Annotated in this window: 24 protein-coding genes; 18 read left to right on the top strand and 6 right to left on the bottom strand. The window is 64.9% G+C overall.

Annotation, left to right across the window (positions count from 1 at the left end; translation table 11 throughout):
* The first annotated feature begins 120 nt into the window (after positions 1–120).
* Positions 121–654, top strand: a complete 534-nt coding sequence (locus tag BT115_RS04440; protein WP_072321301.1) for a 2'-5' RNA ligase family protein — start codon at positions 121–123, stop codon at positions 652–654.
* On the opposite strand, the gene BT115_RS04435 is transcribed toward BT115_RS04440, so the two are convergent.
* Positions 651–1,295: a GIY-YIG nuclease family protein gene (locus BT115_RS04435; protein WP_072321300.1), complete on the bottom strand. Its 645-nt coding sequence runs from the start codon at positions 1,293–1,295 to the stop codon at positions 651–653. The two genes, BT115_RS04440 and BT115_RS04435, sit on opposite strands and share 4 nt — an antisense overlap.
* Positions 1,296–1,675: 380 nt before the next feature.
* Here BT115_RS04435 and rimP point away from each other — a divergent pair, with 380 nt between their 5' ends.
* The 15 genes from rimP to gyrA all read left to right on the top strand — a co-directional run bounded on the left by rimP (position 1,676) and on the right by gyrA (position 20,025).
* Positions 1,676–2,191 carry a ribosome maturation factor RimP gene (gene rimP / locus BT115_RS04430; RefSeq protein WP_072322252.1) on the top strand — a complete coding sequence of 172 codons (516 nt, stop codon included), beginning with the start codon at positions 1,676–1,678 and terminating at the stop codon, positions 2,189–2,191.
* Positions 2,192–2,236: 45 nt separating this feature from the next.
* Positions 2,237–3,751, top strand: coding sequence for a transcription termination factor NusA (gene nusA / locus BT115_RS04425; protein WP_072321299.1), 1,515 nt, complete (start codon positions 2,237–2,239; stop codon positions 3,749–3,751).
* A gap of 133 nt (positions 3,752–3,884) precedes the next feature.
* Positions 3,885–6,749: a translation initiation factor IF-2 gene (gene infB / locus BT115_RS04420; RefSeq protein WP_072321298.1), complete on the top strand. Its 2,865-nt coding sequence runs from the start codon at positions 3,885–3,887 to the stop codon at positions 6,747–6,749.
* Between the two features lie 162 nt (positions 6,750–6,911).
* Positions 6,912–7,280 (top strand): 30S ribosome-binding factor RbfA, encoded by a 369-nt coding sequence (gene rbfA / locus BT115_RS04415; protein ID WP_072321297.1) that lies wholly within the window; start codon positions 6,912–6,914, stop codon positions 7,278–7,280.
* A gap of 88 nt (positions 7,281–7,368) precedes the next feature.
* Entirely contained in the window at positions 7,369–8,283 is a 915-nt protein-coding gene (gene truB / locus BT115_RS04410; protein ID WP_072321296.1) for a tRNA pseudouridine(55) synthase TruB, read from the top strand.
* 143 nt (positions 8,284–8,426) lie between these two features.
* Positions 8,427–8,696 (top strand): 30S ribosomal protein S15, encoded by a 270-nt coding sequence (gene rpsO / locus BT115_RS04405; RefSeq protein ID WP_072321295.1) that lies wholly within the window; start codon positions 8,427–8,429, stop codon positions 8,694–8,696.
* Between the two features lie 30 nt (positions 8,697–8,726).
* The gene (gene pnp, locus BT115_RS04400) at positions 8,727–10,832 is read left to right on the top strand and encodes a polyribonucleotide nucleotidyltransferase (RefSeq protein ID WP_072321294.1); all 2,106 of its coding nucleotides are present in this window, start codon (positions 8,727–8,729) and stop codon (positions 10,830–10,832) included.
* Between the two features lie 273 nt (positions 10,833–11,105).
* Positions 11,106–12,845 (top strand): glycoside hydrolase family 3 N-terminal domain-containing protein, encoded by a 1,740-nt coding sequence (locus BT115_RS04395; RefSeq protein WP_218184717.1) that lies wholly within the window; start codon positions 11,106–11,108, stop codon positions 12,843–12,845.
* Between the two features lie 105 nt (positions 12,846–12,950).
* A complete protein-coding gene (locus BT115_RS18750; protein WP_218184716.1) occupies positions 12,951–13,376 on the top strand; it encodes a fibronectin type III-like domain-contianing protein in 426 nt (141 codons plus the stop codon).
* Positions 13,377–13,417: 41 nt separating this feature from the next.
* Positions 13,418–14,224 (top strand): poly(R)-hydroxyalkanoic acid synthase subunit PhaE, encoded by an 807-nt coding sequence (locus tag BT115_RS04390; RefSeq protein ID WP_072321293.1) that lies wholly within the window; start codon positions 13,418–13,420, stop codon positions 14,222–14,224.
* Positions 14,221–15,288 carry a class III poly(R)-hydroxyalkanoic acid synthase subunit PhaC gene (locus BT115_RS04385; RefSeq protein WP_072321292.1) on the top strand — a complete coding sequence of 356 codons (1,068 nt, stop codon included), beginning with the start codon at positions 14,221–14,223 and terminating at the stop codon, positions 15,286–15,288. Before BT115_RS04390 ends, BT115_RS04385 begins: the two co-directional genes overlap by 4 nt.
* Entirely contained in the window at positions 15,285–15,779 is a 495-nt protein-coding gene (locus BT115_RS04380) for a DUF2165 family protein (protein ID WP_072321291.1), read from the top strand. Before BT115_RS04385 ends, BT115_RS04380 begins: the two co-directional genes overlap by 4 nt.
* 47 nt (positions 15,780–15,826) lie before the next feature.
* Entirely contained in the window at positions 15,827–16,840 is a 1,014-nt protein-coding gene (gene mtnA, locus BT115_RS04375) for an S-methyl-5-thioribose-1-phosphate isomerase (RefSeq protein WP_072321290.1), read from the top strand.
* Positions 16,837–17,250, top strand: a complete 414-nt coding sequence (locus BT115_RS04370; RefSeq protein ID WP_083527307.1) for a GtrA family protein — start codon at positions 16,837–16,839, stop codon at positions 17,248–17,250. The genes mtnA and BT115_RS04370 overlap by 4 nt, the downstream gene beginning before the upstream one ends.
* Positions 17,251–17,388: 138 nt before the next feature.
* Positions 17,389–20,025: a DNA gyrase subunit A gene (gene gyrA, locus BT115_RS04365; protein WP_072321289.1), complete on the top strand. Its 2,637-nt coding sequence runs from the start codon at positions 17,389–17,391 to the stop codon at positions 20,023–20,025.
* Positions 20,026–20,095: 70 nt separating this feature from the next.
* Here gyrA and BT115_RS04360 read toward each other — a convergent pair whose 3' ends face one another.
* Complete coding sequence (locus BT115_RS04360) at positions 20,096–20,578, bottom strand: peroxiredoxin (protein WP_072321288.1); 483 nt, start codon at positions 20,576–20,578, stop codon at positions 20,096–20,098.
* Positions 20,579–20,736: 158 nt separating this feature from the next.
* Here BT115_RS04360 and BT115_RS04355 point away from each other — a divergent pair, with 158 nt between their 5' ends.
* Positions 20,737–21,183, top strand: a complete 447-nt coding sequence (locus BT115_RS04355) for an Hsp20/alpha crystallin family protein (RefSeq protein ID WP_072321287.1) — start codon at positions 20,737–20,739, stop codon at positions 21,181–21,183.
* Positions 21,184–21,272: 89 nt separating this feature from the next.
* Positions 21,273–22,202 carry a DnaJ C-terminal domain-containing protein gene (locus tag BT115_RS04350; protein WP_072321286.1) on the top strand — a complete coding sequence of 310 codons (930 nt, stop codon included), beginning with the start codon at positions 21,273–21,275 and terminating at the stop codon, positions 22,200–22,202.
* A gap of 74 nt (positions 22,203–22,276) precedes the next feature.
* On the opposite strand, the gene pilH is transcribed toward BT115_RS04350, so the two are convergent.
* The 4 genes from pilH to lpdA form a co-directional block, all read right to left on the bottom strand.
* Positions 22,277–22,642 carry a twitching motility response regulator PilH gene (gene pilH / locus BT115_RS04345; RefSeq protein ID WP_072321285.1) on the bottom strand — a complete coding sequence of 122 codons (366 nt, stop codon included), beginning with the start codon at positions 22,640–22,642 and terminating at the stop codon, positions 22,277–22,279.
* A gap of 180 nt (positions 22,643–22,822) precedes the next feature.
* Complete coding sequence (locus tag BT115_RS04340; RefSeq protein WP_072321284.1) at positions 22,823–23,815, bottom strand: acrylyl-CoA reductase family protein; 993 nt, start codon at positions 23,813–23,815, stop codon at positions 22,823–22,825.
* Between the two features lie 14 nt (positions 23,816–23,829).
* Positions 23,830–24,438 carry an LOG family protein gene (locus tag BT115_RS04335; RefSeq protein WP_072321283.1) on the bottom strand — a complete coding sequence of 203 codons (609 nt, stop codon included), beginning with the start codon at positions 24,436–24,438 and terminating at the stop codon, positions 23,830–23,832.
* A 166-nt stretch (positions 24,439–24,604) separates the two neighbouring features.
* Complete coding sequence (gene lpdA / locus BT115_RS04330) at positions 24,605–26,032, bottom strand: dihydrolipoyl dehydrogenase (protein ID WP_072321282.1); 1,428 nt, start codon at positions 26,030–26,032, stop codon at positions 24,605–24,607.
* Positions 26,033–26,127 lie beyond the last annotated feature (95 nt).

The following is a 26,127-nucleotide window of genomic DNA, read 5'->3' as shown; positions in this document are numbered from 1 at the left end:
CCGGCCCTTTTTGTCTTGGGACGGGGGCGGGCAGTGGCGCGTTGTCGAGAAGTCGGGCAGGTTCACCTTCGGCTGAACGTGTCATAGGCAAGAACGCCCACAGCGGTATAGGCTCTTCGCATGAGCCGCACGCTGCTGGCACTCATGGTCCCCGAGGCCGAACCTCTCGTCGGCGACCTCCGCGCGCGCCTAGATCCTGCAGCGAAAAAGGGCCTCGGTGCGCACATCACCCTGGTCTACCCCTTTCTCGACACCGAACACATCACGCCGGCCATCGAGGAGCGCTTGCGCACGGTCGCGGCGGTGCGTCAGCCTTTGTCATTCCATCTGGACTCGGTACGCACCTTCCCGTCGACGGTGTGGCTCGCACCGTCCCCCGTGGAGGCGATCGCCTCGCTGGCCGCGGCGCTTCGCCTCGCGTTCCCCGAATCGCCCCGCCGGGACCGCGAATTTCCTGACTACGTGCCGCATGTTTCCGTGGCGCGCGACGTGCGCCGTGATCGAGACGCGATCGTTGCCACCGTGCAAGAGCGTTTGCATGCCCACGGCCCTGTGTCGTGCGTGGTGCGGCAGGTGCATGCGATGGAGCGCGGCCCTGATGGCTGGAAGACGCGGCTCATCGCGGAACTGGGTCGCTGCGGGAGGCCGCCCTAAGGGAGGCCGGAGCTGTCGAAGAGACGTCGGTGATCCCCATGGTCGTACCACTGAATGACGGAGCCCGGAACGAGCGAGCGAATGTCCACGTTGGCCGCCTCGAACAGCGCCCAGGTATCGAGCAGGGCCCGGGTGAGGCGAGCAGCGCCGGGATCGTCGGGCGCGTTGTGCCTGGCCCAGTCGAGGGTCTCGACGATGCGCAACGACCAGTCATGCAGCAGATCGGCGCGGGCCATGAGGTGATCCCGCAGCCACGGGCGCAGGCCATCGTGCAGCGGAAGGCCGTCCCCGTCGGCCAGTTCGCTCAGGAGAAGGCGCACCCGGTCGTAGGCACCGCGATACCACTCGGTGTGCCCGCCGGCCGTGGCGGGTACGACCAGCGGCGCCATGGCCCGGTCGTCGCGAAAGGCGTCGATGAGTGTCCGCTCGATGCGCCGCGCCTTCGCGACTCGCTCGGTATCCACGAGCAGGCCGCGGTCGAGATCGAAGAATGTGTAAAAACGGCGATGGAGGGTGCTGAAGCGGGCAAACGGATCGCGCGAGAAGCCCAGTTTGAGCAGATCCTCGTCCAGGCATGGCAATACATAGACGAAGGCCCGGCCTCGGCTGGCGAAGCGGGGGTAGGGTGTGTCGTCGGACATGCGGAAAGTATCCGCGACGCCTGTCTCAGGCATGTGGACGGACCCACGCCGCGCGGTCACGGGTTAGCCCGGGCAGCGCAATGGGATCAGCTTCCGCCTTGCGCGAACGAAGAAAAACGCGATAGAATCCGTGAATCTTAAGTGGCGTTCACCACGGTCTCGGCCGATGCAGCGCACTTCAGGAACTTTCTTTTTACAAGAAAGCCTCCTCGTGAGGCTTTTTTGTTGGGCGCACGGAGGCGTTCTGCGGCACTTTGTGAGCGCCATCAAGGCATTGCGCGTGACCGTTGGAGGAAAGTGTCGGGATACATCGGCGACGAAAGGAATGGGCCGTTCGCGCCCTTTTTTTGTTTCTGGCGACCGGAAAAATCGCAGGTAACGTGGATACCAACGCACTTTCACAACGATTCTCCGCCATCGTGGCCGATCTCGGTCTCGAGGTACTGGGTATCGAGTTTCTCCCGTCCGGCGGGCAAAGCACCTTGCGCGTCTATCTCGACGTGCAGGGTGGCGAGCGCGAGGTCACGGTCGACGACTGCGAAGCCGCGAGCCGTGAGTTCTCGGCGTTCCTGGACGTTGAAGACCCGATCCCGGGCAACTATGTACTGGAAGTCTCCTCTCCCGGTATCGACCGCCCCCTGTTCACGGCGGAGCAGTTCGCTCGCGTGCATGGCCAGGAGGTCAAGGTGCTGCTGAAGGCCCCGATCGAAGGGCGCCGACGCCTCAAGGGCAACGTCGTCGAAGTCGACGGCGAGCGCATCGTGGTCGAGGGCGAGGCAGGCAGATTCGAATTCGAGCATGCGGACGTCGAAAGCGCCCGCGTGGTTCCCGACTGGGTGGCCCTCGGCTATGCGCCGCAGCCGAAGCCCACGCTGGGCGGAAAGAAACCCAAATAACGTAACGATGGGATGCCGCGGGGCATCCTTACGGGAGTAGCGGCAATGAGCAAAGAACTTTTGCTGGTAGTCGACGCGGTCGCCAATGAAAAGGGCGTGCCGCGCGAAGTCATTTTCGAAGCCATGGAAGCGGCGCTGGCCTCGGCCGCCAAGAAGCGCTACCCCGATGAGGATCCCGATATCCGGGTCGAGATCGACCGCAACAGCGGCGACTACGAGACCTTCCGTCGCTGGGAAATCATTGCCGACGACGGCGAGATGGAGGATCCGTCCTACCAGATCCGCCTGATGGACGCGCAGGACGAAGCCGGCGAAGACGAAGTCGCCGAGGTTGGCGGCTGGATCGAACACCAGATCGAGAACGCCGAGTTCGGCCGCATCGCGGCGCAGGCGGCGAAGCAGGTGATCGTGCAGCGCGTTCGCGAAGCCGAGCGCCAGCAGGTGGTCGATGCGTTCCGCGATCGCGTGGGCGAGCTGGTGACCGGCATCGTCAAGCGCGTGGAGCGCGGCAACGTATACCTCGACCTCGGCAGCAACGCCGAAGCCTTCATTCCCCGCGACAAGACGATTCCCCGCGAATCGGCTCGCGTGGGCGACCGCGTGCGCGGTTACCTCTACGAAGTGAAATCGGAAATCCGCGGTCCGCAGCTGTTCGTTTCGCGCAGCGCCCCGGAATTCATGATCGAGCTGTTCAAGCTCGAAGTGCCTGAAGTCGGCCAGGGTCTGGTCGAGATCAAGGGCTGCGCCCGCGATCCGGGCGACCGCGCAAAGATCGCAGTGGTTGCCCACGACAGCCGCACCGATCCCATCGGTGCCTGCATCGGCATGCGCGGTTCGCGCGTGCAGGCGGTGTCGAACGAGCTCAACGGCGAGCGCGTCGACATCATCCTGTGGCACGAGAATCAGGCGCAGTACGTCATCAATGCGATGGCGCCGGCCGAGGTGCAGTCGATCATCATGGATGAAGAAAAGCACTCCATGGACATCGCGGTCGCCGAGGACAAGCTGTCCCAGGCCATCGGCCGCGGCGGCCAGAACGTGCGTCTCGCCAGCAAGCTCACCGGCTGGCAGCTCAACGTCATGACCCAGGATCAGGTTACGGCCAAGACCGAAGCCGAGCAGCAGGCGGCGCTCAACCTGTTCATGGAGCGACTGGAAGTCGATCAGGAAATCGCCGGCATCCTCGTTCAGGAAGGTTTCTCGTCCGTCGAGGAAATCGCCTATGTGCCCAGCGCCGAGCTGCTGGCCATCGAAGGCTTCGACGAGGACATCGTCGAGGAACTTCGTGCCCGCGCTCGCGACTCGCTGCTCACCGAGGCCCTGGCGGTCGAGGAAGGCATCGACGAGAACGGCCCTTCCGCCGAGTTGCTGGAGCTGGACGGCATGGACGAGCCCACTGCCTTCGCGCTGGCGGAGCGCAACGTGAAGACCCTCGACGACCTGGGCGACCTCGCCGTCGACGAACTGATCGATATCGAAGGCATGACGGAGGAACGCGCCTCGCAGCTCATCATGGCTGCGCGCGCTCCGATGATCGCCCGACTGGAGAAGGGTGGCTAAGCGCGAGTCCGGAAGCGCCCTGGAAGGGCGCCTTGTGGGAAGCCGCGAGGTTTCCACCCAGGGATGGAGGCAGCCGTACGGGTCATCGACGGCACGTAAGGTTACGCGCGGGAACGGCGGAGAATAAAGAACGATGTCGGACGTCACTATCAAACAATTGGCCCAGGTCCTGGAAATGCCAGTCGAGAAGCTCCTTGGGCAGCTCGATCAGGCCGGGATGAAATTCAACAATGCGGATCAGGTGATCAGCAGCACCGAAAAGGTGAAGCTGCTCGGTTTCCTGCGTCGCACGCATGGCAAGAACGAGGCCGCACCCGAAGCGGACGACTCGGCCCCGCGCCAGATCACCCTGAAGCGCCGCACCGTCGGCGAACTCAAGGTGAACTCGGGCACGGGCCGTGGCGCCGGTCCGGCCAAGACCGTGAACGTTGAGGTGCGCGCCAAGCGCACCTACGTGAAGCGCAGCGCCATCGCCGAAGACGCATCGCATGACAGCGAACGCGAGGAGGCCGCGCGCAAGCTCGCCGAATCGCAGGCGCAGCGCGAGCACGAGGAAACGCAACGTCGCGAGGAAGCCGAGCGTCGCCAGCAAGCTGAAGAAGCTCGCCAGCACGCCGAAGCCGAGGCTCGCCGCCAAGAGGAGGCCGCCGCCGAGGCGCGCCGCCAGGCGGAAGAGGCCGCGGCCGAACGCGCGCGCGTCGAAGAAGTGCGTGCCGAGGCTCCGGCTGCCGCCGCGCCTGAGGCTCAGGCTCCGGCCGCAGCCGGCGACGATGGCATCGGCCACCAGACCGCCAAGCTCGATACGCGTTCGCTGGGCATGATCCTGCCCCGCATCCACGAGCCGCGTAAGCGCGAGCGCGTGGTGTCCAAGCCCGCTCCGGCGCCCGCCCCGGCACCGGCTCCGGCGCCCGCCCCCGTGGCGGCCACGCCGACGGCGCGTCCCGCTCCGTCGGCAGCGCGCCCGGCCCCGGGCTCCGCACCGTCGTCGACGAACGACGCCCGCGGTGCAGCTCGTCCGAAGCACGGTGGTGGCGGCTCGCCCGGTGGTCGCGGTGGCGATCGCGAGCCGGGTGGCAAGCGCTTCGCTGCTGGCGAACTGCACCTGTCCGATGCCGATCGCGCGCGCCGTTCCAGCGGCAATCGTCGCGGCGGCAAGGTCAAGGGTCGCTCCGACATGCAGCGCGGCACGTCCGCTCCGACCGGTCCGCACGGCTTTACGCGTCCCACCGCTGCGGTGGTTCGCGATGTCGTCATCGGCGACAACAACCTCGTCACCGAGCTGGCCCAGAAGATGGCCGTAAAGGGCGCCGAGGTGGTGAAGGCGCTGTTCAAGATGGGCGTCATGGCGACCATCAACCAGACCATCGACCACGACACGGCTGCCCTCGTGGTGGAAGAACTCGGCCACAACCCGGTTCGCGCCACCGACAACGATGCCGAAGCCGCGCTGGCCTCGCATACCCAGAACGTGGAGCTGGAAGGCGATAAGGTCACGCGCCCGCCGGTCGTCACGATCATGGGTCATGTCGATCACGGCAAGACCTCGCTGCTCGACTACATCCGCCGTACCAAGGTTGCCTCGGGCGAAGCGGGTGGCATCACGCAGCACATCGGCGCGTACCACGTCGAAACCAGCCGTGGCGTGATCACCTTCCTCGACACCCCGGGCCACGCGGCATTCACCTCGATGCGTGCCCGCGGTGCGCAGTCCACGGACATCGTGGTGCTCGTGGTGGCGGCCGACGACGGCGTCATGCCGCAGACCCAGGAAGCCGTGAAGCATGCGCGCGCCGCCAAGGTGCCGCTGATCGTCGCGGTCAACAAGATGGACAAGTCCGACGCCAATCCGGACAACGTGAAGCAGGGCCTCGCGAACCTCGAGGTCATCCCGGAAGACTGGGGCGGCGACACGCAGTTCGTGCCCGTGTCGGCAAAGACCGGCGACGGCGTGGAAGCGCTGCTCGACGCGATCTCGATCCAGGCCGAAGTCATGGAACTCAAGGCCGTGGCCGATGGCCGCGCGTCGGGTGTCGTGATCGAATCCAGCCTCGACCGCGGTCGCGGTCCGGTCGCGACGGTGCTGGTGCAGCAGGGCACGCTGAAGAAGGGCGACTTCGTCGTCTGCGGCATCGAATACGGCCGCATGCGCGCGCTGGTCGACGAGACCGGCAAGCAGGTCAACGAAGCCGGTCCGTCGATTCCGGTGCAGGTGCTGGGTCTGTCCGGCGTGCCGGAGTCGGGTGACGACTTCGTGGCCGTCGAGGACGAGCGCCTGGCACGCCAGGTGGCTGCGGAGCGTCAGCAGAAGCGCCGCGAGAACCGCCTGGTCAGCAAGTCGAACCGCCTGGAAGACATCATGGCCCAGATGGGTCAGGGCGAAGGTCAGCAGACCCTCAACATCCTGGTCAAGGCCGACGTCCAGGGTTCGGTGGAAGCGCTGCGCGATTCGCTCACCCAGATCGGCAACGACCTGGTGAAGGTCAACGTGATCTCGTCCGGCGTGGGCGGCATCACCGAGTCGGAAGCTACGTTGGCAGCGGCCTCGAAGGCGCTGATCATCGGCTTCAACGTCCGTGCCGATGCCTCGGCGCGCAAGGTGATCGACACCAACGGGCTGGACGTCCGTTACTTCTCGATCATCTACGACGTCATCGATCAGGTGAAGCAGGCAGCGTCCGGTCTCCTTGGCGTGGAAATCCGCGAAGAGATCATCGGTATCGCGCAGGTCCGCGATGTGTTTCGTTCCTCGAAGTTCGGTGCGGTGGCGGGTTGCATGGTCACCGAAGGCGTGGTCAAGCGCTCCAAGCCGATTCGCGTGCTCCGCGACAACGTGGTGGTGTTCCAGGGCGAACTGGAATCGCTGCGTCGCTTCAAGGAACTGGTGGACGAAGTCCGCAACGGCATGGAATGCGGTATCGCCGTGAAGCAGTACAACGACGTGAAGGTTGGCGATCAGATCGAGTGCTTCGAGCGCATCGAAGTGGCAAGAACGCTGTAAGAGCGGGGGATGGGAGGTGGGAAGTGGGGGCGCATGGATGTGCCACGAGGTATCCGGTAGACCTTCGAGGCGTTGCCGGTTCCTCTGGCGCACAAATTCGCGCCCCCGCTTTCCATCCCCATCCCCTTTCTTGCCTCACGCCCCATGTAAAGAGGACCTCTCATGCCTTCCCGCGACTTCAAACGCACCGACCGCGTATCCGCTGAGCTTCGCCGCGAGATCGGCTTGCTCGTGCATGCCGCTGTGCGCGACCACGCGCTTCCCTCGGTCAGCGTGTCCGACGTGGAAACCACCAAGGATCTGGACTGGGCCACGGTGTGGGTCACCGCGCTGATGCCGGAACAGGCCGTGGAGGCGCTCAAGGCTCTCAAGGAACTGGCGCCGGAATTCCGCCGGGCGCTGTCGCGCTCGATGCGCCTGCGCCGCGTGCCCGAGCTCAAGTTCAAGTACGACGAGTCGGTAGACCAGGGCGAGCGCATCGAGCGCCTTCTGCGCGAGAACCCTGTCCCGCCGGCCGACGAAGAGCAGTAACGCACTTCCCCTGTGGTCGCCGTCGCGCCAGCAGGAGCCGCTTCGTTGTAGGAGCCGCCATGGCGGCTCCCCGATGTTTTCTTAATCTATGCGTCGAACCTTCCGCGACATCCACGGCATCCTCCTCCTCGATAAGCCGCTGGGCCTGAGTTCCAACCAGGCCCTGCAGACGGCGCGTCGTCTCGTGGGCGCTGCCAAGGGTGGTCACACGGGTAGCCTCGATCCGCTGGCCACCGGCCTGTTGCCGCTGTGCTTCGGCGAGGCGACCAAGCTGGCTGGCTGGTTGCTCGGTTCGCGCAAGGCCTACGAGGCCGAAGTCCGCCTCGGTGCCACGACCACCACGGCCGATCTCGAAGGCGAGGTGGTCGAGACGCGCCCCGTGCCGGCGCTCGATCCGGCCGCCATCGAGGCTGCCCTGGCGCCTCTGCGTGGGCGCATCGTGCAGGTGCCTCCAGCCTATTCGGCGATCAAGCAGGACGGCGTGCCGCTTTATGTGAAGGCGCGCCGCGGCGAGACGGTGGACGTGCCGTCGCGTGAGGTCGAGGTCCATCGACTCGATGTGCTCGAGCGCACGACCGACACGATCCGTCTTCACGTCGAGTGCGGCTCGGGTACCTACGTGCGTAGCCTGGCCGTGGACCTGGGCGCCAACCTGGGCTGCGGCGCCCACCTCACGGCGCTGCGCCGGCTCTGGGTCGAGCCGTTCATGGCGCCCGCCATGATCACCCTCGATCAGCTGAGGGTGGCTGCGGAGGCGGGCCCCGACCCGCTGGACGCGTGTCTGCTGCCCGTCGAGGCCGGCCTGGCGCACGTGCCCCGGGTCGATCTCGACCCCGAGGGCACGCGGGTACTGGGCTTCGGGCAGCCGGTGCCGCTGGGGGAGGGTGCAGCGCCAGGCCGCTGCGGCGTCTGGGGCGCCGATGGCCGTCTCATGGCCCTCGGCGACGTGGACGGGGCAGGGGTGCTGCGGGTGCTCAGGGGCCTCAACCTGCCGTCCGTCTGAGCGGGCTTGTTGACGCTACGTGCAGGACGTTACAATTACGTGCTCGTTTAACAGCTTTCATTCAAAAGCGAGGCTTGCGCAACTTCATCGGAGCCCGTTGAGGTTGCGCAAGTCTCGCATCCGCTTTTAAGGAATCGATACACATGTCGCTCACCGTCGAACAGACCAGCCAGATCATCAAAGACTACGGCCGTAAGGAAAATGACACCGGCTCGACCGAAGTCCAGGTCGCCCTGCTGTCCGCCAACATCACCGCGCTGCAGGAGCACTTCGCAGCCCACAAGCAGGACCACCACTCGCGTCGCGGCCTGCTGCAGATGGTCAACAAGCGCAAGTCGCTGCTGGCCTACCTCAAGAAGAGCGATCTCGCTCGCTACCAGTCCCTGATCGAACGCCTCGGCCTGCGCCGCTAAACCACCGGAACAGGACGAGGAGAGATCGAAGTGGCGAAAGTAACCAAGTCATTCCAGTACGGTAGTCACGAAGTCACACTGGAGACGGGCGAAATCGCCCGGCAGGCCTCCGGTGCGGTCATGGTCAGCATGGGCGGCACCGTCGTCCTGGTGACGGTCGTCGCGGCGCCGAAGGCACGCGAAGGCCAGGACTTCTTCCCGCTCACGGTCGACTACATGGAGAAGTTCTACTCCGCGGGTCGCATCCCGGGTGGCTTCTTCAAGCGCGAAGGCCGCCCGACCGAGAAGGAAACGCTCACCTCGCGTCTCATCGATCGTCCGCTCCGTCCGCTCTTCCCGGAAGAGTTCCGCAACGAGATCCAGGTCATCGCGCAGGTCGTGTCGCTGAATCCCGAAGTGGACGGCGACATCCCGGCGCTGATCGGTGCCTCGGCCGCCATGACGCTCGCCGGCGTGCCCTTCAAGGGTCCGATTGGTGCCGCCCGCGTCGGTTATGCCAACGGCCAGTACGTCCTCAACCCGACCGCCACGCAGCTCAAGACCTCGGACCTCGACCTCGTCGTCGCCGGTACCGCCAAGGCTGTGCTGATGGTGGAATCGGAAGCCAAGCTGCTCAGCGAAGACGTCATGCTCGGCGCGGTGGTCTTCGGCCACCAGCAGATGCAGGCTGCCATCGACACGATCAACGCCTTCGTCGCCGAAGCCGGCGCCAAGTCGTTCAAGTGGGAAGCTCCGGCCGCCAAGTCGGCGCTGTACGACGCGGTCAAGGCCGCCGTCGGCACGCGTTTCGCCGAGGCCTTCCAGATCCGCGACAAGCTCGCCCGTCGCGATGTCATCTCCGCGCTGAAGACCGAGGTCAAGGCCTCGCTTGCCGCGCAGGCGGAAGCCAATGGCTGGACCGATGGCGACATCGGTGCTGCCTTCGGTGAAGTCGAGTACCGCACGCTGCGCGACGGTGTGCTGTCCACCAAGGTCCGTATCGACGGCCGTCAGCTCGACGACATCCGCCCGATCTCGGTGCGCGTCGGCGTCCTGCCGCGCACGCACGGCTCGGCGCTGTTCACCCGCGGCGAGACGCAGGCTCTGGTCGTCGCCACGCTCGGCACCACGCGCGACTCGCAGATCATCGATGCGCCGGAAGGCGAGTGGAAGGACACGTTCCTGTTCCATTACAACTTCCCTCCGTTCTCGGTGGGCGAGACCGGCCGCGTCGGCAGCCCGAAGCGTCGTGAAATCGGCCATGGCCGTCTCGCCAAGCGCGGCGTGCAGGCCGTCAAGCCGACGATCGAGGAATTCCCGTACGTCGTCCGCGTCGTCTCGGAAATCACCGAGTCGAATGGTTCGTCGTCGATGGCCTCGGTCTGTGGTTCGTCGCTCGCCATGATGGACGCCGGCGTGCCGCTCAAGGCGCCGGTGGCCGGTATCGCCATGGGCCTGGTGAAGGAAGGCGACGACTTCGTCGTGCTCTCCGACATCCTGGGTGACGAAGACCATCTCGGCGATATGGACTTCAAGGTGGCCGGTACCGCCGATGGCGTGTCCGCGCTGCAGATGGACATCAAGATCGAAGGCATCACCGAAGAGATCATGCGCACCGCACTGGCCCAGGCCAAGCGTGGTCGCGTGCACATCCTCGGCGAAATGGCCAAGGTCATGAGCACGGCTCGCTCGGAAATGAGCGAGTTCGCGCCGCGCCTGCTCACGATCAAGATCCATCCGGACAAGATCCGCGAAGTGATCGGCAAGGGTGGCGCCACCATCCGTTCGATCACCGAAGAGACCGGCACCACGATCGACATCACCGACGACGGCAATGTCGTGATCGCCTCGGTCAACCGCGAAGCCGCCGAAGCCGCGCGCAAGCGCATCGAGCAGATCGTTTCGGACGTCGAGCCGGGCCGCATCTACGAGGGCAAGGTCGCCAAGCTGATGGACTTCGGCGCATTCGTCACCATCATGCCGGGCAAGGACGGCCTCGTGCACGTCTCGCAGATCTCCAGCGAGCGCGTCGAGAAGGTCTCGGACAAGCTGAAGGAAGGCGACATCGTCAAGGTCAAGGTGCTCGAAGTCGATAAGCAGGGCCGCATTCGCCTGTCGATGAAGGCCGTGACGGAAGAAGAAAACGCCGCGGGCTGATTAAGCTCCAAAGCGTACGAAGAAACCCGGCATCGCAAGATGTCGGGTTTTTTTGTGCCTCCCAACACTGAGGTTCCACTGGCTTGTCCGCCCGCAGACGCCGGTCCTAACGGCATTTACCTTGTCGGTTGTAAACGTTTACATTCGGGAATGTTTCCGTACCTGGAGAACGCGTTGGCCGCTCGATCCCAAGTCTCTTCCTGTTGTCGTGCGCTGTGCGCTGGGTTGTTTGCTACTCAGGCCGCATTCGCGCATTCCGCATCGATGCCCGAAATGGCAGCAGTTGCTCCTTCAAACGCTGCGCTGGCCTCGCCCGAGATCGAACGCAAGGTCGATGCGTTGCTGGCGCGGATGACCTTGTCGGAGAAGATCGGCCAGTTGGTGCAGTACGGTGCATCGGGTGGTGCCGACGCCGTCGATACCGACGCGGTCGCGGTCAATCCGGAGACGCGCACGCATGTCGACGTGATGGCCTTGGCGCGAAAGGGCGAACTGGGATCGATGCTCAACGTGACCGGTGCGGCGAAGACGCGACGCTTTCAGGAGGCCGCTTTGCGCAGTCGGCTCGGCATTCCCTTGCTGTTCGGTGCCGACATCATCCACGGCTATCGCACGATCTATCCCGTGCCGCTCGGCCTTGCTGCGACCTGGGATCCGCCGCTGGTCGAGGCGCTTTCGCACATGTCTGCCGCGGAAGCCACGACAGCCGGCGTTAAGTGGTTCTACTCGCCGATGGTCGATATCTCGCGCGACGCTCGCTGGGGCCGTTCCACCGAAGGGGCGGGCGAGGATGCCTATCTCGGCTCGGCGATGGCACGCGCCTATGTGCATGGTTACCAGGGCAAGAACCTGGCCGATCCACAGAGCGTGGCGGCATCGGTAAAACATTTTGCCGCCTATGGCGCCGCTGAGGCGGGCCGCGAATACAACACGACCGACATGTCGGACATCCGCCTGCGTCAGGTGTATCTGCCGCCGTATCGCGCGGCGGTCGAAGCGGGCGCCGTCACGATGATGAGCGCCTTCAATGCATTGAACGGCGTGCCTGCCACGGCCAATGCGTATCTGATGACGGACATCCTGCGCAAGGAATGGAGCTTCAACGGTTTCGTGGTGAGCGACTTCACCGCCGTCATGGAGCTCACCCAGCATGGCGTGGCGCTGGACGCCGCCACGGCGACGCGCAAGGCGCTGCAGGCGGGCGTGGAAGTGGACATGATGAGCCATTACTACGACACCCAGATTCCGACGCTGCTGAAGGAAGGCGCCTTGTCCATGGCGACCGTGGACGAAGCTGTGCGACGCGTGCTTCGCGTGAAGTTCGCCCTTGGGCTGTTCGATCGTCCCTATCCGAGCGGTGACGAGGTGACCAAGGCCGTGGAAGCGAATCGGCCGCTGGTTCGTCGTGCCGCGGCCGAGTCATTCGTGTTGCTGAAGAATGGCGGCAGCGGGACGCCACCGGCGCTGCCGCTCGACGCCCACGTGCGCACACTCGCACTCATCGGCCCCTTGGCCGATGCTGCCGGCGAGATGCAGGGTGCATGGGGTGGGGCACAGCAATTCACTGACGTAGTGACGCTGCGCCATGGCCTGGAGAAGCGCATGCGGGAACGCGGCGGCAGGCTGCTGTACGCGGAAGGCACGGAGGTGGAGACGGACTCGGCGGCGGGCTTCGCCGAAGCGCTCAAGGCGGCGGGCGAGGCCGACGTGGTGGTGATGGCCATGGGTGAGTCCTCGCGCATGAGCGGGGAGGCCGGGTCGCGCGCGTATCTCGATCTCCCGGGCAACCAGCAGCAGTTGCTTGCGCAAGTGGTCGCCACCGGAAAGCCCGTGGTGTTGCTGGTGTTCTCCGGCCGTCCTCTCGTGCTCGACTGGGCCGACCAGCACGTGGCTTCGATCATGGAAACCTGGTTCCCCGGCACCGAAGCGGGCAACGCCGTGGCGGACGTGTTGTTCGGCGACGTGGCGCCGAGCGGCAAGCTGCCCATGAGCTTTCCGCGCGCGGTCGGTTAGGAGCCGCTTTACTACAACCAGTTTCCAACGGGCCGGCCGCCGGGCGATGCCGACCTCAGCAAGCCGCCGTCGCGCCATACCGCTTTCATCTCGCGCTACATCGACGTGCCGAACGACGCGCTTTACGCCTTCGGGCACGGGCTGTCGTATACCACGTTCGGCTATTCGGACGTGCGCGTATCCCGCAGCAGCATTCCCCTGGCTGAGGCGAATCGCGCGGACGCGAAGGACCTGGTCAGCGTGAGCGCCACGGTGACAAATACCGGGCAACGTTCGGGAACGGAGGTCGTGCAGCTTTACTTGCGCAACCTCGGCGCGAGCGTGGAGCAGCCGGTGCGCAGTCTGCAAGGTTTCGAGCGGGTCTCGTTGCGTCCCGGCGAATCCCGCCGTGTGACTTTTACCCTCGGCTTCCCCGAGATCGCATTCTGGAATGCGCGCAGTCAGGAAGTGGTCGAGCCCACGCACTACACCGTCTGGGTGGGTGGCAGCTCCCGGGCAACGGCACAGGCGTCGTTCGACATCGCGCCCTGATCAGGGGCGCACCCGTCGGTTGGGTGCCGTACCATAGCGTCATGGCAGACGAACCCACCGATTTCATCACGCAATACCAGGCCTTCGTCCGGCAGGGCGTCGAGGCGTGGGCGAAACAGTTCGACCCGAAGGCCGAGCCGGCCGATATCCCTTCGCCGGACATCGTAGGCCGCCTGTTTACCGGTCTCAGCGGCTTCGGCGACTGGCTGCGTTCCGCCACGGGCGGTGCGACGCCGCCCGGCCCGTTCCCTGGCGGCATGCCGCCGTTCGGCTATGCGCCGCCAGCGGGCGCATCAGGTATGGGCGCGAACGCCGCGTTCGACGATTGGGCGCGCGGTGCGAAGGACATGCTGTCCATGCCGGCGTTCGGCCTCACGCGAGAACAGCAGGAAGAACAGCAGGCACTGTTCCTCGCGTGGATCGATTACACCGAGCACTACCAGCGTTATCAGTCGCTATTGCAAGGCGTCCACGAGCGCGCGGCCGCCACGTTGCGCGAACAGGCGCCGCCCGCCGATCCGGAGTCGATGCGCTCGCTCTACGATCGCTGGGTGAACCTCGCCGAGGAGAGCTACGCGGAAGCGGCGCTATCGGACGAGTTCCGCGACGTCTATGCGGCACTGGTGAATGCGCAGATGCGTCTCAAGCTGCTTCAGCAGCGGCAACTGGAGCGTGCCGCCACGCAGGCGGGCCTGCCCACGCGGCGCGAGTTCGACAGCCTCGCCGAGCGCCTGCAGATGGCACGCCGCGAGCTTCGCCGCATGCAGGGTTTGGCCGCCGAAGTAGAAGCATTGAAGGCCGAGGTCGCCACGCTCCGCGGGAAACCGAAGAAGGGCAAGACGCGATGAACGGATCACCGTTTCTCATCGATCCCGAACGCGCGCAAGCCGAAGTCGAAGCGTTCCGGCGCAAGCTCGAAGCGGGCATGGAGACGCTCAAGCACGTGGGCCCGATCGAGCTTGGCACCACGCCGCGCGAAGCGGTCTACCGCGAAGACAAGCTCACCCTGTGGCACTTCAAGGGCGAGAAACCGCCTACCGCGAAGACGCCGCTGCTGATCTGCTATGCGCTGGTCAATACGCCGTGGATGATCGACCTGCAGGACGATCGCTCGATGGTGCGCAACCTTCTGGCACAGGGCGAGGACGTCTATCTGATCGATTGGGGTTATCCCGATGGTGCGGACCGCTGGCTGACGCTGGAGGACTATATCGATGGCTACCTCGATCGCTGCGTGGACGTGGTGCGCCAGCGCCACGCCGTCGATGCGCTGAACCTGCTCGGCATCTGCCAGGGCGGCGTGTTCTCACTCTGCTACGCCGCGCTGCATCCGCATAAAGTGCGCAACCTGGTGACGATGGTGACGCCGGTCGATTTCCACACGCCGGACAACATGCTTTCGCATTGGGCACGTCACGTGGACATCGACCTGTTCGTCGATGCCGTGGGCAACGTGCCCGCGGACGTCATGAACTTCGCGTACCTCACCTTGAAGCCGCTGCGCCTCAACCAGCAAAAGTACGTCGGGCTGGTGGATATCCTCGACAACCCGAAGGAAGTGGAGAACTTCCTGCGCATGGAGAAGTGGATCTTCGATTCGCCCGATCAGGCCGGCGAAGCCTTTCGTGAATTCGCCCGCGATTTCTTTCAGAAGAACCTGCTGATCAAGGGCGAAGCACGCATCGGCGAACGTACCGTGGATCTGAAAGCGGTCACCCAGCCCGTGCTCAATATCTACGCCGAGCAGGACCATCTGGTGCCACCCGCGGCGTCGACGCCGCTGGGCGACGTCATCGGTAGCAGCGACTACACCGCGCTTGCGTTCCCGGGCGGTCACATCGGTATCTACGTGTCCGGGCGTGCGCAGAAGCTGGTGCCCCCGGCCATACATGCGTGGCTCGCCGAGCGATGACGGTACGCCTGGCGAAAATCGTCATGGCGCTTTCGTTGGCCGGTTTCGCCTTGCTGGTGGCCTTCGGCAACCTCGTCGACTACGGTTCCAACTTCGCGTTCGTACGCCACGTGCTGTCGATGGACACCACGTTCCCCGACAACGCCCTGATGGGTCGTGCGATTACCCGTCCCGTCCTTTGGCATGCCGGGTACGCTCTCATCATCGCGGCTGAGGCCGTCACCGGGCTGCTGCTGGTCGTGGGGGCGGCTTCGCTTTGGCGTGCCCGCTACGCAAGCGCGATGGCCTTCCAGGCGGCTAAACGCTGGGTAGTGGCCGGATGCACGCTCGGTTTCGTGCTGTGGTTCTTTGGCTTCATGGCGGTCGGCGGTGAATGGTTCGCCATGTGGCAGTCGAAGGTGTGGAACGGGCAGGAGGCCGCGTTTCGTTTCTACATGGCATTGCTGGGCGTCCTGGTGTTCGTCAACCAGCCGGATACCGAGCTGGCCTGACCGCGCGATCCCGGCGCGGGCAGCGGCCGGCATGCGATAATCGCCCGATGAACGCGACCACGTCCCACGACTCCATCCGCGCCGTGCAATGGCATGGCGACCGCCTTCGTCTTCTCGACCAGCGCCGCCTGCCGGCGGAAGAGACCTGGTTCGATTGCACCACTTACCAAGACGTCACCCAGGCCATTCGTGATCTCGCCGTGCGCGGCGCGCCGGCCATCGGTATCGCGGCGGCGTGGGGCGTGGTCCTGGCGGCCAAGGCGGGCGACGATCTGCCGACCGCGATGTCGACGCTGCGTGCCGCGCGTCCTACGGCGGTCAATTTGATGTGGGCGCTGGATCGCATGAACCTGCGTTCGCTCGAGGGCGCCGACGCCGAAGCGCTCGAGCGCGAGGCGCAGGCTATCCAGGACGAAGACCTTGCTGCCAACAGGCATATGGGTGAGTTGGGCGCGGCATTGATCGAGCCCGGTTCGCACGTGCTTACGCACTGCAATACCGGCTCGCTCGCTACCGCGGGCTATGGCACCGCGTTGGGCGTCATCCGCGCGGGCGTCGCGTCGGGCCATATCGAGCAGGTCTACGCGGGCGAGACGCGACCCTGGCAGCAGGGCGCGCGCCTCACCATGTGGGAGCTGGTGCGCGATGGCATTCCCGCGCGCCTCATCGCCGATTCCGCCGCATCGCACCTGATGAAGGACGGCAAGGTGAAGTGGGTCATCGTGGGCGCCGACCGCATCGCGGCCAATGGCGACACGGCCAACAAGATCGGCACGTACCAGCTCGCCATCGCGGCTCGCCACCATGGGGTGAAGTTCATGGTGGTCGCACCGTCCACGACCGTGGACATGGCGACGGCCACCGGTGCGGACATCGAGATCGAGCTGCGCGATGCCGCCGAACTGCTTTCGATGTCCGGCACGCGCACCGTGATCGAAGGCGCGGACGCGTGGAATCCGGTGTTCGACGTGACGCCCGCCGAGCTGATCGACGCCATCGTCACCGAACGTGGCGTGATTCTTAAGCCCGACGAGGAGCAGATGCGGATTCTGTTCCCGTGACGCGACTGCGTCGCGAGGTCGCGCTGTTCGCGATCGGCGGCGTGCTCGGTCTCGTCGTCGACGCGGGCATCGTGCAGGCCCTCGTGGGGCTCGCCGGCTGGAACGTCTACACAGCTCGCATCGTGTCGTTCCTGAGCGCCGCCACCGTCACGTGGTGGTGGAACCGCACGCACACCTTTGCGCACCGGGATTCCGGCCGTGGCCGCCACGCGGAATGGTTGCATTGGATGGCGCTGATGGCCCTCGGCGCGGTCATCAACAACACGGTCTACGTGCTCGTCTTGAAGCTGTTTCCGGGGCTCCATGAATGGCCCGCCGTGGCCGTCGCCGCCGGTTCGGCAGCGGGCGCCGTCGCGAATTTCGTGCTCGCCCGCACGATGCTTTTTCGCAGGTCGGAAACACCCGTCTAACTCGTTGAATTTGCGATCTTTTTAGCTGTCTTTTCCCCGCCTGTTGTGCTACCATCGACGGGTTGAGCCGGGGGCGTCTCGCGCATGCGAAACGCAATGACCGGCGGGGGCATTCACGCACATCCAGGAAGCCGATTGATGGCAGAACTCGCCAAAGAAGTCATCCGCGTCAACATCGAAGACGAGATGCGTCAGAGCTATCTCGACTACGCGATGAGCGTCATCGTCGGCCGTGCGCTGCCCGATGTCCGCGACGGCCTCAAGCCGGTACATCGCCGTGTATTGTTCGCGATGAACGAACTGGGTAACGCCTGGAACAAACCGTACAAGAAGTCGGCCCGCGTGGTCGGTGACGTGATCGGTAAATACCATCCGCACGGCGATGCGTCGGTCTACGACACCATCGTCCGCATGGCCCAGCCGTTCTCGCTGCGCTACATGCTGGTGGACGGCCAGGGCAACTTCGGTTCGGTGGACGGCGACAATGCCGCCGCCATGCGTTACACCGAGGTGCGCATGGCGCGCCTCACCCACGAATTGATGGCGGACATCGACAAGGAAACCGTCGATTTCGGCCCGAACTACGACGAAAGCGAGCACGAACCGCTGGTGCTTCCCACCCGCGTGCCGACCTTGCTCGTCAACGGTTCGGCGGGTATCGCCGTGGGCATGGCGACCAACATTCCGCCGCACAACATGATCGAGGTCATCAACGCCACGCTTGCGCTCATCGAAGAGCCGTCGCTCGGCATCGATGAACTCATGACCCATATCCCGGGTCCCGATTTCCCCACCGCCGGCATCATCAACGGTTCGTCGGGCATCGTTGAGGCCTATCGCACGGGCCGCGGTCGCATCCTCGTACGCGCACGGGCGGAGATCGAAACGGAAGCCAACGGCCGCGAGACGATCATCGTCCACGAGCTGCCGTACCAGGTGAACAAGGCGCGTCTCATCGAGAAGATCGCCGAGCTGGTCAAGGAAAAGAAGCTCGAAGGCATCAGCGAGCTGCGCGATGAGTCCGACAAGGACGGCATGCGCGTGGTCATCGAGATCCGCCGCGACGCCATGGCCGACGTGGTGTTGAACAACCTGTTCCAGCAGACGCAGTTGCAGGTCACCTTCGGCATCAACATGGTGGCCTTGCTCGACGGCCAGCCGAAGCTGCTGAACCTCAAGGACATCCTCGAGGCATTCATCCGCCATCGCCGCGAGGTGGTCACCCGTCGCACCATCTTCGAGCTGCGCAAGGCACGCCAACGCGCTCATATCCTCGAAGGCCTCACGGTAGCGCTTGCGAACATCGACGAGATGATCGAGCTGATCCGTACGTCCAATTCGTCGGCCGAGGCGCGCGAGCGCATGGTCGCGCGCCGCTGGGAGCCGGGTCTGGTCAAGGCGCTGCTTGCGGCGACCGGTGCTGCCTCGTCGCGTCCGGAAGACATGGACCCGCGTGATGGCCTGCGCGATGACGGCTACCAGCTGTCCGAAGCCCAGGCCACCGAAATCCTGCAGATGCGCCTGCATCGCCTGACCGGCCTGGAGCAGGAAAAACTCTCCGACGAATACCGCGAGATCCTCGACACGATCCGCGGCCTCATCGAGATCCTCGAGAACCCGGAGCGTCTGCTCGAAGTGATTCGCGAGGAGCTGGAGCAGATCCGCACCGACTACGGCGATGCGCGTCGTACCGAGATCCAGCATTCGCAGGAAGACCTCGACGTCCTCGACCTCATCGCACCGGAAGACGTGGTGGTCACGCTGTCGCACACCGGCTACATCAAGCGTCAGCCGGCCAGCCTTTACCGCGCGCAGCGACGCGGCGGCAAGGGTCGCTCGGCCTCGGCTTTGAAGGACGAAGACGTCGTGCAGCAGTTGTGGGTGGTGAACACCCACGACACGCTGCTCACCTTCACCAGCACCGGTCGCGTCTACTGGCTCAAGGTCTACCAGATGCCGGAGGCCGGTCCGGGCGCTCGCGGCAAGCCCATCGTGAACCTGCTGCCGCTGGGCGAGGGCGAAAAGGTGCAGGCCTTGCTGCCCGTGCGTGACTACGATCCCACCTGCTTCGTGTTCTTCGCCACGCGCCGCGGTACGGTCAAGAAAACCCCGCTGACCGAGTTCGCGTTCCAATTGCAGCGAGGCAAGGCCGCCATCAACCTCGACGAGGGCGATGCGTTGGTCGACGTCGCCATGACCGATGGCGAAAGCGACGTGCTGCTCTTTGCGTCGAACGGCAAGTCGGTGCGCTTCGACGAAGGCAGTGTGCGTTCGATGGGACGTACCGCCACGGGCGTGCGCGGCATGCGTCTTGCCGAGGATGCCGAGGTGGTGTCGCTCATCGTTGCCGCGGGTGAAGGCGACATCCTCACCGCAACGGCGCGTGGTTACGGCAAGCGCACCGCGCTGGACGAGTTCCCGAAGAAGGGACGCGGCACGCAGGGCGTCATCGCCATCCAGTGCTCCGAACGCAACGGCAACCTCGTCGCCGCCACGCAGGTCACGGATGAACAGCAGCTCATGCTGATCTCCGACCAGGGCACGCTGGTGCGTACGCGCGTCTCCGAGGTGTCGCAGTTGAGCCGCAACACCCAGGGCGTCACGCTCATCAAGTTGCCCAAGGAAGAGACGCTCATCGGTGTGGTGCGTCTTGCCGCCGAGGAAGAACTCGAAGGGGAGGGTGAAACGCTCGATGGCGAGGTCGCAGCAGACCTGCCGCCGATCGAAAGCGGCCCCGTCGACGAGCCCGAGAGCGAAGGCCAGGCCGACGCGTAACGAAAAACCCCGCGATCAAACGCGGGGTTTTTTTTGTGCCTATCGTTTTGAGTTCAGCGCGCTGCGCGTCTCACTCGTCGATAGCCTTCAGCATGGCTTCGGCCGACGAGACGCGGAACTCGCCGGGGGCTTCGATGTGGATCGCCTTCACGACGCCATCTTCTGCATAGAGCGCGAAGCGCTTCGCGCGGATGCCCATGCCGTTCTTGGTCCCATCGAGTTCGAGGCCGAGCGCCTTGGCGAAGGTGGCATTGCCATCGGCCAGCATCAGCAAATCGGGCGGCACGCCTTGCGCCTCGCCCCAGGCGTGCATCACGAACGCGTCGTTCACCGACATGCAGGCGACCTTGACCCCGCGCTCGCGGAAGTCTTCCATGTGCTGGATGAAACCCGGCAGATGCTTGTTCGAGCAGGTCGGCGTGAAGGCCCCCGGCACGGCGAACAGCACCACCTTGCCCTGGCCCAGTACGTCGAGGCTGGAAATGGTCTGGATGCCGTCCTTGAACAGGTTGAGCGAACCATCCGGTATGCGCTCGCCAATGGCGATGGTCATGGCGTTGCCTCTTTCTCGGGGAAAACGCGAGTGTACGTGAAGGGTGTGGAGCTGAAGGCAAGGCAACCTGATACCCCGACCACTTGAATCGGACAAGGGCGTTCATATCTTGGATACCAGGCGGCCACGGGGCCGAAAAATTCTTGGGAGTCAAAGAGATGAGCCAGCTTCGTCAGGTGTCGTTTCGTCGTGCGCCGGTGTTCGGTGGCGACGTCCGCAACGTGTTCGAACACTTCTTCGGCAATGACATTCCGGCACCGGCTGCCGTGAATGCGTGGGCGCCGCGCGTGGATATCCGGGAGGAGGCGGGGCGTTTCCTGATCCTCGCCGACGTGCCGGGCGTCGAGCTGTCCGACATCGAAATCCAGATGGAAAAGAACGTGCTGACGCTCAAGGGCGAGCGGAAGACGTTCACCAGCGAGGCGGAGGGCAAGTTCAGCCGCGTCGAGCGCTCGGTGGGCACTTTCAAGCGGAGCTTTACGCTGCCGGAAAGCGCCGATGCCGACGGCATCACCGCATCGGGTGGCAATGGGGTGCTGGAAATCGCCATCCCGAAGAAGGCCGAAAGCGCACCACGTCGCATCACCATTAACGCTGCGGGCTAAAACGGCCTAAGCTTGCAGGTCTGGCCCGCGGTGGACGTGTCTACCGCGGGCGTTTCATTTGGGTATTCGACACAAGCCCGGGAGAGCCTGTGGAGTTCAAGGATTATTACGAGACATTAGGGGTCAAGCCCGACGCGACCGACGCCGAGATCAAGGCGGCGTATCGCAAGCTTGCCCGCAAGTATCATCCGGACAAGAACAAGGATCCGGGGGCGGAAGAGAAGTTCAAGGCGGTCAACGAGGCGAACGAAGCACTCAAAGACCCCGAGAAGCGCCGCGCCTACGACCAGTTCCGCGCTGGCGGTTACCGCCAGGGTGAGCAATTTCGCCCGCCGCCGGGCTGGGGCCAACAAGGCAACGGGTTCGATTTCGGCGATCTGGGTGGCCGCGGCGGCGGCGACTTCAGCGACTTCTTCGAGAGCCTGTTCGGTGGTGGCGACGGTCGGAGCCGTCAAAAACGGCACACCCAGCAAGGGCAGGCGCAGCGCGGCCGCGACATCCAGGCCAAGATCGAAATCGACATCCAGACGGCCTACAACGGCGGCAAGACACGTGTGACGCTGAACGATCCACCGGACGGCGAGCGCGTGTTGGAGGTCAAGATCCCCGCTGGCATTACGGCAGGCCAGACGATTCGTCTGGCCGGGCAGGGGCGTCCGGGTGCCGGCGGCGGGCCGGCGGGCGACCTGCTGCTTGAGATCGGCATCCGCGACGACGCGCGCTTCCGACTGGACGGCCGGACGGTGACCCTCGTGCTGCCTATCACGCCCTGGGAAGCCGCGCTCGGTGCCACGGTGCCGGTGCCGACGCTCGGCGGTCATGTGGACCTGCGCATACCGGCGGGCTCGCAGTCGGGGCGCAAGCTGCGCCTCAAGGGCCGTGGGTTGCCCGGGACCGAACCCGGCGACCAGATCGTGGTGCTCGATATCCGCGTGCCTGTACCTGAAACCCATGAGGAGCAGGCGGCCTACGCGGAATTCAGGGATGCGTTCGCGGATTTCGATCCGCGGCGACGCTGAGTCATCGGGGCCGGCGTTGCCGTATCGCGGCGGCGCCGGCCTGACACTCGCAGCGCCCAAGGCGCCGTGGCGGGTCAGCCCGGCAGGTGTTCTTTCAAGGCGGCGACCAGTTCCTCTTCCTTGATCGGCTTCACGACATAAGCCTTCGCGCCTTGGCGCAGACCCCATACCTTGTCCGTGTCCTGGTCCTTGGTAGTCACCAGGATGATCGGGATGTGCTTGGTGGTGTCTTCCTTGCTGATGGTGCGGGTGGCCTGGAACCCATTGAGGTTGGGCATCACCACGTCCATCAGGATGAGATCGGGAATCTCACGCTTCGCCACCTCGACGCCTTGCGCGCCGTCCTCGGCGGTGATGGCCTCGTGGCCCAGCTTCTCGACGATGCGCTTGATACCCAGAAGCTGCGACGGCGAATCGTCGACGATCAGGATGCGAGCCATTCACTTTCCCCCGGGTCGATGCCCGATGTGTTCTTGCTGATGACACCGACCATCCCGGCAGGCGTCTCGGATCCGCGGTGACGAAAATACGTCGCGCGTGGTGCCTTTGGCGAGGGGCCATTCTACCGGGCACCGCGCATGGATCAATGGTGGCACGTCAGACATGTCTCAATGCAAGCGTCAGCCGGCGATACGGACCACGGTGCGGCCGAAGGATCCGCCAGCCAGCATGGTCTCGAAAACGCTCGCTACCTCATGGAGTGCGATCTCTCGCGTGCAGATAACGTCGAGGTGGCGTGGTTTCCATGCGCCGGCAAGTCGCTTCCAGACTTCATCGCGCACGTCGCGGGCGGTGCCGGCAGAAGCGATACCTAGCACGCTCACGCCGCGGATGATGAAGGGCATGACCGTCGTGGACAGCGCAGGGCTGCCGGCGAGGCCGCAGATGGCCGCATTGCCGTAAGGGGCGATCGACGGGAGGAAGCCGGCCAGCGTCGCGCCGCCGACATTGTCGAGAAGACCGCCGTAGCGGGCGGATTCCATCGGCTTGCCACTGAAGGCAAGTTCGTGGCGATCGAGGCACTGCGCAGCACCGATGCGTCGCAGGAACTCGAACCGCTCCGGCTTGCCGCTGATCGCATGCACCTCATAGCCCGCGCCGCTGAAGATGTCGATGCCGAGCATACCGACGCCGCCTGTGGCACCGGTGATGGCGATAGGCCCCAGGGCGGGCGTTTGGCGGTTCTCGGTCATCCGCAGAAGCGCCAGCGCGGCAGTGAAGCCGGCGGTGCCGATGATCATGGCCTCGCGCGTGGTAAGCGTGCGTGGAAGCGCCACCGTCCATGCGGCAGGAAGACGGACGTATTCGCTGTACCCGCCGTCGCGCGTTTCGGAGAGTCCGCTGCCGGTGGCGAGCACCTTGTCGCCTTCCTTGAAGGCCGGGTCGGTGGAGGCGACCACGGTGCCCGCGACGTCGATGCCGCCGTTCAAGGGGAACTGGCGAAGGATCTTCCCCTTCCCAGTGCCGGCGAGGGCGTCCTTGTAGTTGACGGACGACCATTCGACGCGCACCAGCACCTCGCCGGGGCTGAGCGCGTCGATGGACATCGTCTCGATACCGGCGTGGTACCCGGCATCGTCCTGACGGATGCGGAAGGCGCGGAAATCGGTCATGGCGGTGGCCCCGTTTATCGTTCGACCTGGCTGTCGATCGAGGTGGACGTGATCCACTTCGGCGTATAGGTGGATTCGTATTGCCGCATCCACGTGAACAGCGCATCGATCTCGCTGCCGAACCACACCTGGTCGCGCTGGATCGGCTTGACGAAGCCCTCGCTCACCATGTGGTCCATGCTCGCAGCCAGGCTGCGATAGAACCCGCGCACGTCGAGGAAGGCGCACGGGTAGCTGTGCAGACCGAGCTGAGCCCAGGTCAGCATCTCGAACATTTCGTCCATCGTGCCGAAGCCGCCGGGCAGGGCGACGAAGGCATCCGAGATCTCATACATGCGCGTCTTACGTTCGTGCATGGTCTCGACGACCTGCAGTTCCGACAGCCCTGTATGCGCGACTTCCTTCTCCACGAGCTGGCGCGGAATGACACCGACGACGCGACCGCCCGCAGCGAGCGCCGCATCGGCCACCGTACCCATCAGCCCGACCTTGCCGCCGCCGTAGACGAGGGTGATGCCTTCCTGCGCCAGCCGCGTGCCGAACGCCCACGCCGCTTCGGTGTATTCCGGATGTGCGCCGCTGCTCGAACCGCAGTAGACGCAAAGGGATTGGATCTCACGCATGGTGCGGTGTCCCGTCTGGTGTGCCGCGTGCCCTTGTGGGAGCAGTCGCTAGATACCTGTAGGAGCCGCCACGGCGGCGAGAGGAACCCGACTCACCGCTTCATGGCTTCGTTGGCTTCTCGCCGCTATAGCGGCTCCTACAGGTCCGATCGGCAACCGGGGGCGATCAGTTGCCCTTGTGGATGGCGCGCTTGTCGACCGCAAGGGCCGCTTCGTGTACCACTTCGGACAGCGCCGGGTGGGCGTGCACGATGCGGGCGAGGTCTTCCGACGAGCCCTTGAACTCCATCGCCACGACGCACTCGTGGATCAGCTCGGACACGACCGGGCCGACCATGTGCACGCCGAGGATGCGATCAGTCTCGGCGTGGGCGATCATCTTCACCTGGCCGATGCCTTCGTTCATGGCGACGGCGCGGCCGTTCGCGGCGAACGGGAAGGCGCCGGTCTTGTACGGCACGCCTTCTTCCTTGAGCTGCTCCTCGGTCTTGCCGACCCAGGCGATTTCCGGCTCGGTATAGATGACCCAGGGCACGGTGTCGAGGTTGACGTGGCCCGGCTTGCCGGCGATCAGCTCGGCCACCATCACGCCTTCTTCGGAGCCCTTGTGCGCGAGCATCGGGCCGCGCACGGCATCGCCCACGGCCCACACGCCGTCCACGCCGGTGTGGTTGTGTTCGTCCACCACGATGCGGCCGCGCTCGTCGAGCTTCACGCCCGTGTCGTCGGCCAGCAGGCCAGTGGTGTAAGCGCGACGGCCCACGGCCACCAGCAGCTTGTCCACGATCAGCGACTGGGCGTTGCCGTCCTTGTCGGTATAACCGACGTGGACTTCGTCACCCTTGACCTCGGCCGAGGTGACCTTGGCGTTGACCTTGATGTCCAGGCCCTGCTTGGCGAACTCGCGGGCGGCCATCTTGGCGATGTCCTGGTCGGCAACGGCCAGGAACTTCGGCAGGGCTTCCAGCACCGTGACATCGGCGCCGAGGCGCTTCCACACGCTGCCGAGTTCCAGGCCGATCACGCCGGCGCCGATCACGCCAAGGCGCTTCGGGACCTCGGTGAGATCGAGCGCGCCGGTGTTGTCGATGATGTGCTTGCCGTCGAACTTCGCGAACGGCAGCTCGATCGGCACGGAGCCCGAGGCGAGGATGACGTTGGTGGCCGAGATGGTCTGCACGTTGCCGTCGTTGCCGGTGACTTCGACCTGGTTGCCCTTCAGCAGCTTGCCCTTGCCGAAGAACGACGTGATCTTGTTCGCCTTGAACAGCATCGTCACGCCGCCGGTGAACTGCTTGACGATCTTGTCCTTGCGGCCGATGAAGGTGCCGATGTCGATCTTCGGATTCTCGGCGGTGATGCCGTGATCCTTGAAGTTGTGGGTGAGGTTGTGGAACTGCTTGGAGGAATCCAGCAGCGCCTTGGAGGGGATGCAACCCACGTTGAGGCAGGTACCGCCGAGGGCGGCCTTGCCGTCCTTGCCGACGAAGGCGTCGACCACGGCGGTCTTCAGGCCCAACTGCGCGGCGCGGATCGCGGCCACATAGCCCGCCGGGCCCGCACCGATGACGATGACGTCGAACTTGTCGCTCATTGCTCTTGCTCCGGATGTCACTGCGGTAGTCGTTACCGCCCTATATGGGGGTCCGAACGTGAAAACGGGAGTCTTTCGACTCCCGCCTTCACATT

Origin of the sequence: Luteibacter sp. UNCMF366Tsu5.1, from assembly GCF_900119235.1 — a bacterium.
GTDB classification, from domain to species: domain Bacteria; phylum Pseudomonadota; class Gammaproteobacteria; order Xanthomonadales; family Rhodanobacteraceae; genus Luteibacter; species Luteibacter flocculans.
The sequence above is the reverse complement of the archived record's forward strand: the minus strand, read 5'-3'. Positions and strand labels throughout refer to the sequence as shown.

Bases quoted from the DNA above. Each gene is read 5' to 3' on its own strand.
- BT115_RS04440 (WP_072321301.1), top strand. From the start codon at position 121: ATGAGCCGCACGCTGCTGGCACTCATGGTCCCCGAGGCCGAACCTCTC.
- BT115_RS04435 (WP_072321300.1), bottom strand. From the start codon at position 1,295: ATGTCCGACGACACACCCTACCCCCGCTTCGCCAGCCGAGGCCGGGCC.
- nusA (WP_072321299.1), top strand. From the start codon at position 2,237: ATGAGCAAAGAACTTTTGCTGGTAGTCGACGCGGTCGCCAATGAAAAG.
- infB (WP_072321298.1), top strand. From the start codon at position 3,885: ATGTCGGACGTCACTATCAAACAATTGGCCCAGGTCCTGGAAATGCCA.
- rbfA (WP_072321297.1), top strand. From the start codon at position 6,912: ATGCCTTCCCGCGACTTCAAACGCACCGACCGCGTATCCGCTGAGCTT.
- truB (WP_072321296.1), top strand. From the start codon at position 7,369: ATGCGTCGAACCTTCCGCGACATCCACGGCATCCTCCTCCTCGATAAG.
- rpsO (WP_072321295.1), top strand. From the start codon at position 8,427: ATGTCGCTCACCGTCGAACAGACCAGCCAGATCATCAAAGACTACGGC.
- BT115_RS04395 (WP_218184717.1), top strand. From the start codon at position 11,106: ATGGCAGCAGTTGCTCCTTCAAACGCTGCGCTGGCCTCGCCCGAGATC.
- BT115_RS04390 (WP_072321293.1), top strand. From the start codon at position 13,418: ATGGCAGACGAACCCACCGATTTCATCACGCAATACCAGGCCTTCGTC.
- BT115_RS04385 (WP_072321292.1), top strand. From the start codon at position 14,221: ATGAACGGATCACCGTTTCTCATCGATCCCGAACGCGCGCAAGCCGAA.
- BT115_RS04380 (WP_072321291.1), top strand. From the start codon at position 15,285: ATGACGGTACGCCTGGCGAAAATCGTCATGGCGCTTTCGTTGGCCGGT.
- mtnA (WP_072321290.1), top strand. From the start codon at position 15,827: ATGAACGCGACCACGTCCCACGACTCCATCCGCGCCGTGCAATGGCAT.
- gyrA (WP_072321289.1), top strand. From the start codon at position 17,389: ATGGCAGAACTCGCCAAAGAAGTCATCCGCGTCAACATCGAAGACGAG.
- BT115_RS04360 (WP_072321288.1), bottom strand. From the start codon at position 20,578: ATGACCATCGCCATTGGCGAGCGCATACCGGATGGTTCGCTCAACCTG.
- BT115_RS04355 (WP_072321287.1), top strand. From the start codon at position 20,737: ATGAGCCAGCTTCGTCAGGTGTCGTTTCGTCGTGCGCCGGTGTTCGGT.
- pilH (WP_072321285.1), bottom strand. From the start codon at position 22,642: ATGGCTCGCATCCTGATCGTCGACGATTCGCCGTCGCAGCTTCTGGGT.
- BT115_RS04340 (WP_072321284.1), bottom strand. From the start codon at position 23,815: ATGACCGATTTCCGCGCCTTCCGCATCCGTCAGGACGATGCCGGGTAC.
- BT115_RS04335 (WP_072321283.1), bottom strand. From the start codon at position 24,438: ATGCGTGAGATCCAATCCCTTTGCGTCTACTGCGGTTCGAGCAGCGGC.
- lpdA (WP_072321282.1), bottom strand. From the start codon at position 26,032: ATGAGCGACAAGTTCGACGTCATCGTCATCGGTGCGGGCCCGGCGGGC.